This window comes from Streptomyces sp. NPDC056883, from assembly GCF_042788835.1.
In the GTDB taxonomy this organism is placed as follows: domain Bacteria; phylum Actinomycetota; class Actinomycetes; order Streptomycetales; family Streptomycetaceae; genus Streptomyces; species Streptomyces stoeckheimensis.
This window is the reverse complement of sequence record NZ_JBHUBS010000001.1, coordinates 946,299-959,152: the sequence shown is the minus strand read 5'-3', so window position 1 is coordinate 959,152 and position 12,854 is coordinate 946,299. Positions and strand designations below refer to the sequence as shown.

The window sequence follows — 12,854 nt, the reverse complement described above, 5'->3', positions numbered from 1 at the left end:
GCCGTCCAGACCGTCGGCATCCAAGTGGTCTGCGGGCCGATGCGCGCGGCGGCCGGCTGCAGGGGCGGGGAGCAGGAGCGGCCAGGGACCAGGGGCCTCGGCAGGGCCGCCTGCCTTGGCGGCGTCGACGGCGCGTTCGTGGAAGGCCGCGAGACCGCTGGGTGAGAGCGTGGCCGGACTGCCGGTGAGGGTGTAGGACTCCTCCGCGCCGGTGTTTCGGACGCTGTCGGCCACCGCACTCGGAGGGGCAACCTTGTCGGTGGCGACGACCGCGGTGCGTCACGTTCGGGGTCCCCGAGAGGTTATGGCGCCCATCTGCTTGATCTTCTCGAAGGGATGGCTTGCGATGAGAACGACCACGAAGCCATATCCCGCCAGCGCCGCGAGCTGGGCAATAGAGAGAGGTGCGCGGTCGCCGGTCAGCATGGGGAACAGGGGGATCAGGGGTGGGATGCTGAGGACGGCGGCACCCGTGCACCAGTGCGCGACGAGCTCGTTCGCCTTCTTCACCAGCGCCGGATCCGCCGCGACGGCGGCGGGCACCGTGTACCCGTGGTGCCTGTCGCAGGCCAGACCGCGATGACCGGTGACGGCGGCCAGCAGTGAGACCAGAGCCATCACGACGAAGCCGACGAACAACACGTAAACCATGGGGTGCCACCTCATACGCGTGCCCGGGCCGGCCGGGAGCACCCGTGGGGGTGACCCCGGCCGGCGGACGAATGCCTGTGCCTAGCGGATGTACTTGATGATGAAGGCCGCGACCATCGAGACGGCCTTGTTCTTCACCCAGCCCGGAAGGACCTTCCAGGCCAAGCCGCCGATCTCACCACCGAGACAGCCGATGATCGCGTTCTTCACGTAGGTGCCCTGGCCGGAGAACTTGCCGTCGGCCACGTCACTCAGCACCGAGGTGGGGATGCTGGCGACGGCCCCTCTCGCGCACCAGGCCGCAGCCGCAATCGCCACCGCGGCGATCGGGAACGCCCGCTGCTCCGGTCCTACCTCCGCGCCCGGCTGCCCCGACGCCATCGCACCCTCGGCCTCGGCCACCGCCTGCGTCCCGAGCCCGCTGGTGGCGAACACGATCTGCTCCACCGTCAGCGATCCGCCATCGCGGTCCACTTGCTCCGCCCCGGAACCAGCCCTCATTTCCACAGCGTCGGCGGCGTGCGCGGCTCCCGCGGTGAACAACACGCTCACCGCGGTGAATCCCGCCACCGTGACGGCGGCGCGGCGCAGAGTGGTGCGTGACAATATGGCTGAAGACACGTGGGTGCCCCTTCTGGTGGTGCTGTGCGTTGTCCGTCGTCGGTTGGGGCTGCACGGGTCGAAACGAACGGCCCCGCCGACGACCTAGATCATTTCTATGCACAACTCTTGTCCAGATAAATACCCTTACGGCCCTTCATGATCACGGTTGGCTCTGGTACGGGCCGCGCGTGATACCAGGCGTGGCACACCCCCGGGGCCCCGGGACGGGCGTCCCGGGGCCTCGTGCTGCGGGTCAGTCCCCGCGCAGCGCGTCGGCCACCGGGCCCTCGCCGTGCACCTGAAGGCGGCCCGCCCTGACGGCCTGTACCACGCCGAGCGCGCCCTCTCCGAGCTCCCGGCAGGTGTCGGCGTCGAGTACGAGGCGGGCGTCCGCCGTGTCGGCGGGCCCGTCCCCGTAGACGGGCACGCCCTCCTGGGCCGGGCCGAGGCGGACGTGGAACACGCCCTCGTCGAGGACCACGTCGACCACAGCCGGGCCCCCGGTCGCCGGGAGGCGGCGCAGCAGGGGGAGGGCGTACCAGTGCGCGCGCAGCGCGTCGGTGGGGCGGCGTTCGGCGAGGTCGGGTGCACCCCATTCGGCGAGTGCCGTGAGCACGGGCAGCAGCCCGGCGCCTCGCGCGGTCAGCTCGTACACGGTCGAGGCCGCCGGCGGCGGCAGTTTGCGGCGGGTCGCCAGGCCCTGCGCCTCCATGTCCTTGAGCCGGCCGGCCAGTACGTCCGTGGAGACGCCGGGCAGGTCGGCGTGGAGGTCGGTGTACCGGCGAGGGCCGGCCAGCAGCTCCCGGACGATCAGCAGGGTCCAGCGGTCCCCTACCGCGTCCAGGGCGCGAGCCGAGGCGCAGTACTGGTCGTAGCTTCGACGGCGTGGCTGACGAGGTGACATGCAGCGCAGTCTAGACAAGATGTTGGACTTTCCAAGGTCACACTTGGTAAAACCAAGCAAGAAGTCCGGAGTTACGGGAACAGCGGGAACAGGGAGGGCACGGCATGGAGTTCCGGCAGTCGAGCAAGCTCAGCGAGGTCTGCTACGAGATCCGGGGCCCGGTGATCGAGCACGCCAACGCGCTGGAGGAGGCGGGCCACAGCGTGCTGCGCCTCAACACCGGCAACCCGGCGGCCTTCGGCTTCGAGGCGCCGGAGGAGATCGTCCAGGACATGATCCGGATGCTCCCCAAGGCCCACGGGTACACCGATGCGCGCGGGGTGCTCTCCGCCCGCCGGGCGGTCGTCCAGCGCTACCAGGCCATCGGCCTGACCGATGTGACGGTGGACGACGTCTTCCTCGGCAACGGCGTCTCCGAGCTGGTCTCCATGGCCGTCCAGGCACTGCTGGAGGACGGGGACGAGATCCTCATCCCCGCCCCCGACTTCCCGCTCTGGACCGCCGTGACCACCCTCGCGGGCGGCAAAGCCGTGCACTACGTATGCGACGAGTCCGCCGACTGGTACCCGGACCTCGACGACATGGCGTCCAAGATCACGGACCGTACCAAGGCCGTGGTCATCATCAACCCGAACAACCCCACGGGCGCCGTCTACCCCCGGGAGATCCTGGAAGGCATCCTCGAACTAGCCCGCCGCCACGGTCTGATGGTCTTCGCCGACGAGATCTACGACCAGATCCTGTACGACGACGAGGTCCACCACAGCGCCGCCGTCCTCGCCCCCGACCTGGTCGTCCTCACCTTCTGCGGGCTCTCGAAGACGTACCGGGTGGCGGGGTTCCGATCCGGCTGGCTGGTCGTGAGCGGCCCCCGACAGCACGCGCGCAGCTACCTGGAGGGGCTGACCATGCTCGCCTCCATGCGACTGTGCCCCAACGCCCCGGCCCAGTACGCCATCCAGGCCGCGCTCGGCGGACGCCAGTCCATCAAGGAGCTCACCGCCCCGGGCGGCCGCCTCCTCGAGCAGCGCGACCGCGCCTGGGAGAAGCTGAACGAGATCCCCGGTGTGTCCTGCGTGAAGCCGAAAGGCGCGCTGTACGCGTTCCCGCGCATCGACCCCAAGGTGCACCCGATCCACGACGACGAGCGATTCGTGCTCGACCTGCTGCTGCGGGAGAAGATCCAGGTCGTCCAGGGCACGGGCTTCAACTGGCCCCGCCCCGACCACTTCCGGATCCTGACCCTGCCGTACGCCGACGACCTGGACGCGGCGATCAGCCGGATCGGCCGCTTCCTGAGCGGGTACCGCCAATAGAAGGCGGTGACCACACAGCACACGACGGACGGGTGCCCCGGCTTCTCGGCGTCCGTGCGCAGCGGGACGAGGCGACGGCCGCGGCCAGGGCGGGTTCGGGAAGGCCGGCGCGGGCGGCTGCCGTGGCCAGCCGTCCCGCCTCCCCTTCGCCGGGGAAGCCCCCGACGTCACGCGGCCGGCTGCGGGCTCCCGTGGGACAGGCCCGAGCGCCGCAGGGCGCGCAGCATGGCCGGCAGGTCGGCGGGCTCGCCGCCCGAATCACGGACGAGGGTCTCCAGCAGCTCCGGCGTCAGCTCGTACCGCTCTGCGTGGCGCACCAGTTCCACGCGGCCCTCCCCGAGGACCGGCCCGCCGTCGAGCTCCCGCAACAGCTCGTCCTCGTTGACGAAACGGCTCAACCCGCAGTCGAGACCGTCGTCATCGAGGTCCGCCGGGTACGGCGCCCGCGCCCAGGACCCGTTCTCGGACCAGTACACGCACCCCAGCTCGTTCCCCGCGATCAGCTCCCGGAGCTCGTCGTGAGGGAGCCAGTCCGGAGCCCCGGCCAGCATGTCGACCGGCGGCTCGTGCCACTTGACCCCGCTGGACTCGTCCTCACCGAAGAGCACGAACCGGCCCCCGCCCAGCGGCTTCAACGTCCACCAGGTGCAGCCGCAGTCGTCGAGGTGCAGCCCACGGTCGTCGATCCAGCAGCCCGTGCGGTGGACCGGCGGCCGCTGCTCCGCCTCGGCCGTCGCCTCCAGCACGGCGACCACGCTCCACCGGGCCCACAAGACCTCCGGCGCGGGCAGATCCTGCGGCAGTCCGGGCCTGTGCACTGTCATTCCATCCCCCACGGGTGCGCGATCACCTTCCCGACGCACCCTAACCGTTCCCGTTGGCACCCCCACCCCGGTGCCGTGGCGTCCGCGGGGAACGCGGCGAGCGCCTGCTCCCACCACCCCTGGCACGGGCCACTCCCCTGCCGCGGTGGCGACGGCCGGGTCCGAGAGCGTGAGCGCCTCCGGCAGTCGCCCCGTCTCGGGGCCCCCTTCCGCCGAACCGCCCTTCTAGCATCTCAACGCCCCTTTTCGTCCCCTTGACGATATGGACACATCTCGTTATCGTCGCGTTGACGAAATTAAGGGGGTTCGCCATGGCCGACATCACCCGGCGCTTCGGCTGGCGTCATCTGCGCTCCGCGCCCACCACACACATCCGCCACCACAAGCGCGGCCGGCTCGTCCACGACGGGCTGGGGCTCAGTTTCTGGTACCGGTCGCTGTCGGCGGCGCTGTCCGAAGTCCCGGTCGACGACCGGGAGCTGGCCATGGCGTTCCACGCCCGTACGTCCGACTTTCAGGACGTCGCCGTGCAGGCCACCGTCACCTACCGGATCAGCGACCCGGCCGAAGCCGCGGCCCGACTCGACTTCTCCGTCGACCCGGACACCGGGAGCTGGCGCGGGGCCCCCTTGGAGCAGATCGCCACTCTCCTCACCGAAACCGCGCAGCAGCACACGCTGGACGTACTGGCCCGGACTGCGCTGGCCGTCGCTCTGGTGGACGGCGTCGCCTCCGTGCGGGCGAGCGTCACCGCCGGTCTCTCCGCCGAGCCCAGACTCCCGGCCACCGGCATCGATGTGGTGGCCGTGCGGGTCGTGGCGATCCGCCCCGAGGCCGATGTGGAGCGCGCCCTGCGCACCCCGGCCCGCGAGCAGATCCAGCAGGAGGCGGACCGGGCCACCTATGAACGGCGGGCAGTCGCCGTCGAGCGTGAGCGTGCCATCGCCGAGAACGAGCTGGCCAGTCAGATCGAACTGGCCAGGCGCGAGGAGCAGCTGATCGACCAACGCGGCACCAACGCCCGCCGCGAGGCCGAAGAGAAGGCGGCGGCGGACGGCATCCGGACCGAGACCGAGGCGGCCCGAAAGGTCCGCCTGGCCCAAGCGGACGCCGAGGCGGAGCGCGAGACGGGCACGGCGCGCGCCGAGGTCCAGGCCGCCTGGCTGCGCGTGCACGACGAAGCCGGCCCGGGCACGCTGCAGGCGCTGGCCGCGACCCGGCTGGCGGAGAACCTGCCGCGGATCGAGAGCATCACGGTGTCTCCGGACGTCCTCACCGGGCTCCTCGCCAAGCTCGGACGCCCCGAAGGCGGCGCAGGCGCGTGAGCCTGGCCCCACGGGCGGTGATCGTGCACCGCAGGACCGAGTACGAGGAACTGCTCGCCCGGTACGGGACGCACGGGCAGGCCGCGTTCTTCCTCTCCAGCCGGGGCCGGTCCATCGACGAGGTGGTCCGCCGCCACGAACGCACACGGCAGGCGCTGCGGGAGGTGGCGGCGGCCGTGCCGCTCACCTGGCGCAGCTCCCGGGTGGAGCGGGCGGACCTGGACCGCTTCCTGTTCGCCCCGGAGGACGTGGTGGTCGTGGTCGGCCAGGACGGCCTGGTCGCCAATACCGCGAAGTACCTGCGCGGACAGCCGGTGGTGGGCATCGACACCGACCCGGGGCGAAACCCGGGAGTCCTGGTCCGTCACCGCTGCGCCGACACGGCTGCGCTGCTGCGTGCGGCAATCGCTGCCGGAGGCCGGGCAGAGGAGCTGACCATGGTCGAGGCCGTCGCCGACGACACCCAGCGCCTTCTCGCGCTGAACGAGATCTACCTGGGCTCGCACGGTCACCAGACGGCCCGCTACCGCCTGGGTTCCGACGGTGACAACGGCCAGGGTGAGGCCCAGGCATCCTCCGGCGTGCTGGTGGGCACGGGCACGGGTGCCACCGGCTGGCTGCGTTCCCTGTGGCTGGAGCGCGGCAGCTCCGCCGAACTGCCCGCACCCTGCGAGCAGCGGCTCCTGTGGTTCGTACGGGAGGCCTGGCCCTCTCCCGCGACCGGTACGACGAGGGTCGCCGGGGAGCTCGGGCGGGGTCAGGGGTTGCAACTGACCGTGGAGTCGGACCGGATCGTCGTATTCGGCGACGGGATGGAGAGCGATGCGCTGGAGCTGACCTGGGGCCAGAGCGTACGGCTGGGCATCGCTGGAACATCGCTGCACCTGGTGACCTGAGCGCCCTGCCCTACGACCGGCTGTGGCCACCACAGACCCCACCGCCCGTGCCGTGCGCGACGAGGCTTGTGGTGCCGGAAGAAGTCGGCCCGCCGATGCGGCTGGTGTCGGCGACAACCGACCGGGACACCGCCCCGGTCTCGTACGAGGCTCTGCCGCCCGCACCTGCACCGTCACCTTCCAAGTGTCCTGCCACGGACCGGAGTAGGAGCCGTGGTCGATCGACTTGGTCCTGCTGGGCCTCACCGGCCACGTCGGAACGCCCAGTACCGTTGATCACGATGGCCGCTCGGACCTCGCCATCGTCGCCACCATCCGCTCCAGGCGGGCCAGCCGGGTCTTCTCCGTGCGGGCGGTGACCAGGCTGAGATACAGGGTGAACTGGTCGGACTTGCCGAGCGTCTCGTAGAACGCCCGCGCCGCCGGGTTCGCGTCGAGCGCCTCGACGAGATCCGGCGGTGCGGTGGCGTTCTTCTGCGAGGCGTATGCCGTCGCCCAGCGACCGTCCGCCCGCGCCGCCTCGACCTCGGCGAGGCCTCGGGGGCGCATCCGCCCCTCGGCGATCAGGGCCTCGGCCTTGCCGACGTTCACCTGCGACCAGGGCGAGCGCGGGCGGCGGGGTGTCGTGCGCTGCAGGAAGTACGTGTCGTCGAAGCCGCGCCGCAGACCGTCGATCCAGCCGAAGCAGAGCACCGTGTCGACCATCTCCTCCCAGGTGAGCGACGGGATGCCGGAATGCTTCTTGGCGATCTTCACCCAGAGCACGGTCCGCTCCCCGTGATGCTCTTCGAGCCATGCCTCCAACTCGGCCTGGCTCGCGGGGACAAGAATCTCGACGCCGTCCTCGTGTTTCTGCATAACTGCAGGCTAAAGGTCATATAGGTCAGATACTGACCTACTTCGGTCCTCAGTGTCGCCGCACTTGACGTCCTCCGCCGGGAGATCCGGCCTCCCAGCGGACACGCGCGGCTCTGAGGCGGGCGTCACGGGCGGGGTCGCTAGCCTGCTGGGGTGCTCGCGGTTGCCCTCTGCGGGTCAGCGGTCCTGGCGGAAGCGGTGGACGGCGGGGTCGTAGGCGGGGGCGGGGAAGCGGGTGCCGGTGATGGTGTCCGGGACGGGGGTACCGGGGGCGGTGGTCAACGGGATCCATCCCGCCCATGCCTCGACGGCGTCGTCCTTGGGTTCGTCGCGGGCGAAGCCGGCGCGGACCTTCATCGAGAACTCCTCGATGGGCAGCGTGAGGCACGCGGTGTAGTGGGCTTCCTCGACGCTGGGGCGCCGGGCGGCGTAGGGCCCGTCCAGGCGGCCGGGGACGACGCTTTCGACGACCCGGGCGAGTGCGTCGGCGCGTTCTGCCGGGTCCTCGATCGGGGTGGCCTTGCCGAAGATCATGACGGAGCGGTAGGCGGCCGAGTGGTGGGAGGAGGCCCGGCCCAGGATGACACCGTCGATCAGAGTCGCCGTGACACACAGCGGCGCCCCGGCGGCGGCGGTGCTGATGAAACGGCCGAACGCGGAGCCGTGCAGGAGGAGCCGGTCCCCCTCACGCATGTGCAGGGTCGGGATGACGACCGGCCCGTCCTCGGTGGCGAAGCCGACATGGACGGCGAGAGCTTCGTCCAGGATGGCGTAGACGGCGTCGCGGTCGTAGGTGACCCGCTCGGGGTAACGCTGGGCGGTGGTACGCGCGGTAGCAGACATATCGGGCACTCTAGGCATCGGCTGGAGGTCCGCCCGGCAGGTGGAGCCGCCGATTGCCGCGCGTGTCTGCGAACGGGGGCAGTTCCTGTCCGCAGCGCGGCCATCGCAGCTCGCGTATCGCCCCTGCCGACCCCGCGGAGGCTGTCGGTGCTGATCGTGGACCCGGACGCGCTGCTGGTGGAGCGACAGCTGCGAGCCGGCCAGCTGGAGTGCCCGCTGCGTTCCTCGGTCCTGGCACCGTGGGGGCATGGGTGGTCCCGGGGAGATCCGGGGTGACCTGGGGACTCGTCCGTTTCTGCGCCCGAGGCGGGCGGCGGCCGCCCTACTCGGGGGCCAGACTGGGGATGGCCGCTCTCTGTGTATGGGGCACCGCCAGTTCGCCGCCCGTCTGGGTCTGGCGAAGGACACGGTCCGTGGCCGGCTGCAGGCGTTCGCCAGGCGGGCCGAGGACATTCGGCGTACTTCGCCGTCGCGTCGCTAGCGCTCCTGGATGACCCGGTGATGCCGGCGAAAAGCGGTCGGCACGCGAGCCCTTTGCGATGGCGGGCGGTTGCGATCTGAGGTCGACTGGTCCAGCGCCTCGCAACCAGGCAGGCGGTCAACCTCGCCGCAAGGAGCGTGATCATGGCAGGACGGTTCGCTCTGACCGACGCCACGATCGTCACCGGTGACACGGAGGGAACCGTGCTGCCCGGCAGAACCGTCGTCGTGGGCACCAATGGAGAGATCGAGCAGGTCGGGGCCACCGCGACGACGCCCGTACCCGGTGGATACCGGGCCATCGACACGGCCGGACGCTACGTCGTTCCCGGTCTGATCAACGCGCACGCCCATCTGTTCTCCGACGGCAGACCGCTTCCTGCGATCCTGACGAACGAGTCCACGCAGGGGCTGGTCTCGCTGTTCTCGCACAGTCCGGTCGGCAGGCGGTTCTTCAAACGGCGCACGAAGACCAACGTCCTGACACAGCTTCGTTCGGGTGTGACCACGATCCGCACCGTGGGTGACGTCGCCTACGAGGTCGTCGCGGTCGCGGATGAGATCGACCGGGGCAGGTACGTCGGTCCCCGGGTGCTCGCGTCGGGGCCGTTGCTCGCGGTGACCGGAGGGCACGGTGCTCCGCAGATCGCCTTGATCGCGGACTCGCCCTGGGAGGCCCGCCGCAACACGCGTCTCAATCTGCGGCACGGCGTCAAGGCGATCAAGATCTCGGCCACGGGCGGCGTGACCGATGCCCGCACCATCGGTCACGCCGGGCGGCCGGAGATGACCGAGGAGGAGATGACCGCGATCTGCGACGAGGCCCACAACGCCGGCGTCCTCGTCGCCGCACACGCCCAGAGCAAGGAGGGCATCCTCGCTTCACTGCGCGCCGGCGCCGACACGATCGAGCACGGCGCGGGAATGACTTCGGAGATCATCGGCCTGTTCCTCGACAATCCGCGCTCGCTGAACGGGACGTCGGCGCTCATTCCGACGTTCGCGGCGTGCCTGCCGCTGGTGAAGCTCGATCAGCAGGTCACCGGCATCAACGACATCAGCAAGGCCAACGCCGTACTCGTCCTGGACGAGATGATCCAGGGCATCCGGACTGCTCAGGAGCACGGGATCAGCATCGGCATGGGCACCGACTCGGCACTCACCTTTGTCACCCACTACGACGCCTGGCGCGAGATGGATCTTGTGGTGCGCTACGGAGGACTCACTCCGGCCCAGGCGCTGAACGCCGCTACGCGAACCAATGCGAGGATCCTCGGCATCGACGGGGTCACGGGCTCGATCGAGCCCGGTAAGGCCGCGGACCTGGTCGTCCTCGGCTCGAACCCGCTCGACGGATTCCGGGCATTCGTCGACCCGCTGATGGTCGTCGCCCGAGGCACGATCATCGACCGGCCATCCGTCACCCGCTACCCCGACGTGGACGCCCACCTCGACTCCTTCTGAAATCGCCGAGCCCTGAAAGCGGGCTGCCGAGACAGCTCGGCTGCTTGGTCGTCCTGGTCCTGGCCCTCGGCGGCAGCCGGATGCCGATGCATGAGCGGGCGGCTTCCTGAGCCGGTGGGGAACGGACCCCGCACGGCAGGACGAAGCCCCCTGCCGCGCGTATCCACGGCAAGGGGTTTCATCGGGATCCGAAGCGGGCCAGTTCGGCCTGTTGTCGTGGACGATGTCCGGCGCGGACGTCATTCCCATGCCGACGGCTGTGCCGCACGGGTGCGGGTGGGCACGGACGAGGCCCGTGTGAAGCAGGCGTGGATGCACAGGGCGCCGCAGGCGTCCTTGCGCAGGACGGCTTCTGCGATCGACTGCCAGTGAGGCAGTGGGGTCAGCGTGAGGTCGTCGCTGCTCTTGTTCGGGCCGGGCTGCTGTGCGCTGAGGACGGTGGTCATGGTTCCTCCCGTTGAGGTGGGGCTCCGTCCCGTCCAGCACACCATCACGCCGAGGCGCCGGATGTCCTCCCGTCGGATGGTCGGCCGGAGGATGTACGGGGGCGGGCGGGCGCGGTATCCGGTCCTCCGGCGGGCGTTCGCACCGAGTGAGTCGAATCCCCTCGTCCAGGTGGACACCCTTCGCCCTGCGTTGGGTCCGTTTCCCCTTTCCCGAAAGACCACCTGTGGAGATCACTCTGCTCGGCGCCGAATTGACCGGTCGCGCCGCTCAGCCCGTCGTCGGGGTCCGCCGGGTCCAGGCCATCGGCGGGATGACAGGGCAAGTCCGGAGCATCAGGCGCGGTGGTGTTCGCAGGGTGACGGTCGGTGCGCCGTCCGGAGCGGGGGCCGATCGGACGACACGCGATCAGGGCCGCAGCGGGTCTGCTGGTGCGTAAGTCCACCACGCTTCCCAGGAGGAAAGCCATGACCGTCACCACATCCATGCGCGCGCCGTCCGCCGAGGCCGAGTCCGTCGACGTCCGCCTGATTCCGATGGCGCTGCCCGTACGCACTGAAGAGGAACGTGCCTGCTCGTGCATCTACTGCTTCAAGTCCAAGGCGACCGTCACAGCGCCGCCCATGCGGTACGCCGCGGACGGGGCGGGGTCCGGCCGCTGACCACGCCCCCCTGAAAGGCCACCCGGCCTGCCGCTGCGAGTCGGCCCCGTACGGGGCCGGCTCGTGGCGCTTCCGGACGGACAGCCCGTTGCAGGATCACGTCGGCTCCGGGGCGGCAACAGCACGCGCGAAGCGGGCGGCCCCGCGGGCAGTGCCGCGCCGCGATCGTGGCCGCGGCGTCCGGCAGGCAGCTTTCCAGCAGTCGGTGGCAGCGCCTCACCTCGCGGGCGGAGGGTCTCTCGCCGGGCGGCGGGTCGCGGTTCGCGCGGTGGCCGGCTTCAGCCGAAGGAGGGCCCGGCTTCGGACGCGTACGGTCGCACCGCGGCGGGGACGGGGGTGAGGTGGTGGCGGACCGCCCACTCGGCTGAGTCCAGGGAGAGGTACTCCGCAAGGACGCGCCCCTCGGCTGTGGACACCTGGTAACGGTCGGCGATCGGGCTGATGCGGTAGGCCACTGAACTCTCGGCGCGGATCACGGTCCGCTCCCTTCCTCGATGACGTCGTGTTCTTCGTCTCAGAACCGAGAATGGCGCAGTGGCTCCCGGCCGTCCTCGACCGTACGGACGAGCGAGGGGATGACGCCGCACCCCTCGACCGTCCGCCGAGCCCGCCGCGCTTCATCCGTGCATTCCTCCGGTCGGTCGTCGTGGCCGGGTGGCGGTGCCTTGTGTGCTGGTGTGGCGGCCGGGCCGGCCCCGTATCTCGCGGGAGTCGACGACTCGACGGCCGGACGGAGGGTGGCCATGGGATCTACGCGTGAGCACGAGTCCCGTGCCGCGGACCTCTGGGAGGACCACGCGGCGCTGTACGTGCGGACCCTGGGCGCCGCCTGCGCCGGGCCCGTGCACCTGCTGCTCGATGCCGTCCACGTGGGCCCGGGCACCAAGGTCCTGGACGTCGGCACCGGTCCCGGGACCGTGGCCGCCGCGGCCGCGGACCGGGGCGCCGCGGTGACGGCCGTCGACTCTTCGGCGGCCATGGTGGGACTCGCCCGCGAGGCCGCACCCACCGCCCGGACGCTCGTCGGCGCGCTGCCGCGGCTCCCGTTCCGGGACGGGAGTTTCGACGCGGCAGTCGGGAACTTCGTGCTCGGGCACGCCGGTCCGACCGAAGCCGTGGTGGCCGAACTGCGCCGGGTCGTGCGCCGCGGCGGACGGGTGGGCCTGACCGGCTGGACGGACGCACCCGGCGCCGGGCAGACCGTGCTCGGCCGGGCGCTGCGCGCCGCCGGTGCCCAGCACCCGGCGCCGGACCGGCTGCGGCCTCCTGGATCCGGATACCCCGGCGACCCCGCCGGGCTCGCGCGGCTGCTGCGCTCGGCCGGGCTGCGCGAGGCCGTCTGCCGGACGGTCGCCTGGGACCACCGGGTCGACGCGCACGCCTGGTCCGACGGGATCGAGCAGATGCTGCGGACCGGGCTGCTGACGCCGGACGCCGCGGATCCGGCCGCGGTCGCCCGCATCGTGCGGCACGCCGCCGAGCTGAGCGCGCCGTTCCTGTCCCCGGGCGGGGAACTGCGGCTGCCGCACGTGGCGCTGCTGGCTCACGGGTGGCGCTGATCCGGGTCGCGGCGGGCGGCCGCGC

At 71.1% G+C, this 12,854-nt stretch carries 14 protein-coding genes; 6 read left to right on the top strand and 8 right to left on the bottom strand.

The genetic code is table 11. From position 1 onward, the window contains the following. Positions 1-279: 279 nt before the first annotated feature. From ACFRU2_RS04515 to ACFRU2_RS04505, 3 genes are all read right to left on the bottom strand, one after another. Positions 280-651 (bottom strand): hypothetical protein, encoded by a 372-nt coding sequence (locus tag ACFRU2_RS04515; protein WP_382967464.1) that lies wholly within the window; start codon positions 649-651, stop codon positions 280-282. An 81-nt stretch (positions 652-732) separates the two neighbouring features. Next, a complete protein-coding gene (locus ACFRU2_RS04510; protein ID WP_382967462.1) occupies positions 733-1,272 on the bottom strand; it encodes a hypothetical protein in 540 nt (179 codons plus the stop codon). A 235-nt stretch (positions 1,273-1,507) separates the two neighbouring features. Then, entirely contained in the window at positions 1,508-2,158 is a 651-nt protein-coding gene (locus ACFRU2_RS04505) for a winged helix-turn-helix transcriptional regulator (RefSeq protein ID WP_382967460.1), read from the bottom strand. Positions 2,159-2,262: 104 nt separating this feature from the next. Here ACFRU2_RS04505 and ACFRU2_RS04500 point away from each other — a divergent pair, with 104 nt between their 5' ends. Beyond that, positions 2,263-3,474, top strand: a complete 1,212-nt coding sequence (locus ACFRU2_RS04500) for a pyridoxal phosphate-dependent aminotransferase (RefSeq protein ID WP_382967458.1) — start codon at positions 2,263-2,265, stop codon at positions 3,472-3,474. 167 nt (positions 3,475-3,641) lie between these two features. On the opposite strand, the gene ACFRU2_RS04495 is transcribed toward ACFRU2_RS04500, so the two are convergent. Beyond that, complete coding sequence (locus ACFRU2_RS04495) at positions 3,642-4,298, bottom strand: hypothetical protein (RefSeq protein WP_382967456.1); 657 nt, start codon at positions 4,296-4,298, stop codon at positions 3,642-3,644. A 311-nt stretch (positions 4,299-4,609) separates the two neighbouring features. Between ACFRU2_RS04495 and ACFRU2_RS04490 the strand changes: the two genes are divergently transcribed. Together ACFRU2_RS04490 and ACFRU2_RS04485 are read left to right on the top strand one after the other, a co-directional pair. After that, positions 4,610-5,623: an SPFH domain-containing protein gene (locus tag ACFRU2_RS04490; protein ID WP_382967454.1), complete on the top strand. Its 1,014-nt coding sequence runs from the start codon at positions 4,610-4,612 to the stop codon at positions 5,621-5,623. After that, entirely contained in the window at positions 5,620-6,519 is a 900-nt protein-coding gene (locus ACFRU2_RS04485) for a hypothetical protein (protein ID WP_382967452.1), read from the top strand. Before ACFRU2_RS04490 ends, ACFRU2_RS04485 begins: the two co-directional genes overlap by 4 nt. 276 nt (positions 6,520-6,795) lie before the next feature. On the opposite strand, the gene ACFRU2_RS04480 is transcribed toward ACFRU2_RS04485, so the two are convergent. Further along, entirely contained in the window at positions 6,796-7,377 is a 582-nt protein-coding gene (locus ACFRU2_RS04480) for a YdeI family protein (protein WP_382967450.1), read from the bottom strand. Positions 7,378-7,554: 177 nt separating this feature from the next. Further along, positions 7,555-8,220, bottom strand: coding sequence for a pyridoxamine 5'-phosphate oxidase family protein (locus ACFRU2_RS04475; RefSeq protein WP_382967448.1), 666 nt, complete (start codon positions 8,218-8,220; stop codon positions 7,555-7,557). A gap of 624 nt (positions 8,221-8,844) precedes the next feature. Here ACFRU2_RS04475 and ACFRU2_RS04470 point away from each other — a divergent pair. After that, a complete protein-coding gene (locus tag ACFRU2_RS04470) occupies positions 8,845-10,164 on the top strand; it encodes an amidohydrolase family protein (protein ID WP_382967446.1) in 1,320 nt (439 codons plus the stop codon). 239 nt (positions 10,165-10,403) lie between these two features. On the opposite strand, the gene ACFRU2_RS04465 is transcribed toward ACFRU2_RS04470, so the two are convergent. Next, positions 10,404-10,610 (bottom strand): hypothetical protein, encoded by a 207-nt coding sequence (locus ACFRU2_RS04465; RefSeq protein WP_382967444.1) that lies wholly within the window; start codon positions 10,608-10,610, stop codon positions 10,404-10,406. A 465-nt stretch (positions 10,611-11,075) separates the two neighbouring features. Here ACFRU2_RS04465 and ACFRU2_RS04460 point away from each other — a divergent pair, with 465 nt between their 5' ends. Beyond that, entirely contained in the window at positions 11,076-11,270 is a 195-nt protein-coding gene (locus ACFRU2_RS04460) for a hypothetical protein (RefSeq protein ID WP_382967442.1), read from the top strand. 278 nt (positions 11,271-11,548) lie between these two features. Here ACFRU2_RS04460 and ACFRU2_RS04455 read toward each other — a convergent pair whose 3' ends face one another. Next, on the bottom strand, positions 11,549-11,746 hold the full coding sequence (locus ACFRU2_RS04455; RefSeq protein ID WP_382967440.1) for a hypothetical protein: 198 nt from the start codon (positions 11,744-11,746) through the stop codon (positions 11,549-11,551). Between the two features lie 267 nt (positions 11,747-12,013). Here ACFRU2_RS04455 and ACFRU2_RS04450 point away from each other — a divergent pair, with 267 nt between their 5' ends. Continuing rightward, positions 12,014-12,829 carry a class I SAM-dependent methyltransferase gene (locus ACFRU2_RS04450; RefSeq protein WP_382967438.1) on the top strand — a complete coding sequence of 272 codons (816 nt, stop codon included), beginning with the start codon at positions 12,014-12,016 and terminating at the stop codon, positions 12,827-12,829. The last annotated feature ends 25 nt before the right edge of the window (positions 12,830-12,854 follow it).

Excerpts from the sequence above, each read along its gene's own strand:
- ACFRU2_RS04450 (WP_382967438.1), top strand. The coding sequence starts at position 12,014 with ATGGGATCTACGCGTGAGCACGAGTCCCGTGCCGCGGACCTCTGGGAG.
- ACFRU2_RS04500 (WP_382967458.1), top strand. The coding sequence starts at position 2,263 with ATGGAGTTCCGGCAGTCGAGCAAGCTCAGCGAGGTCTGCTACGAGATC.
- ACFRU2_RS04495 (WP_382967456.1), bottom strand. The coding sequence starts at position 4,298 with ATGACAGTGCACAGGCCCGGACTGCCGCAGGATCTGCCCGCGCCGGAG.
- ACFRU2_RS04480 (WP_382967450.1), bottom strand. The coding sequence starts at position 7,377 with ATGCAGAAACACGAGGACGGCGTCGAGATTCTTGTCCCCGCGAGCCAG.
- ACFRU2_RS04515 (WP_382967464.1), bottom strand. The coding sequence starts at position 651 with ATGGTTTACGTGTTGTTCGTCGGCTTCGTCGTGATGGCTCTGGTCTCA.
- ACFRU2_RS04475 (WP_382967448.1), bottom strand. The coding sequence starts at position 8,220 with ATGTCTGCTACCGCGCGTACCACCGCCCAGCGTTACCCCGAGCGGGTC.
- ACFRU2_RS04505 (WP_382967460.1), bottom strand. The coding sequence starts at position 2,158 with ATGTCACCTCGTCAGCCACGCCGTCGAAGCTACGACCAGTACTGCGCC.
- ACFRU2_RS04490 (WP_382967454.1), top strand. The coding sequence starts at position 4,610 with ATGGCCGACATCACCCGGCGCTTCGGCTGGCGTCATCTGCGCTCCGCG.
- ACFRU2_RS04460 (WP_382967442.1), top strand. The coding sequence starts at position 11,076 with ATGACCGTCACCACATCCATGCGCGCGCCGTCCGCCGAGGCCGAGTCC.
- ACFRU2_RS04470 (WP_382967446.1), top strand. The coding sequence starts at position 8,845 with ATGGCAGGACGGTTCGCTCTGACCGACGCCACGATCGTCACCGGTGAC.
- ACFRU2_RS04465 (WP_382967444.1), bottom strand. The coding sequence starts at position 10,610 with ATGACCACCGTCCTCAGCGCACAGCAGCCCGGCCCGAACAAGAGCAGC.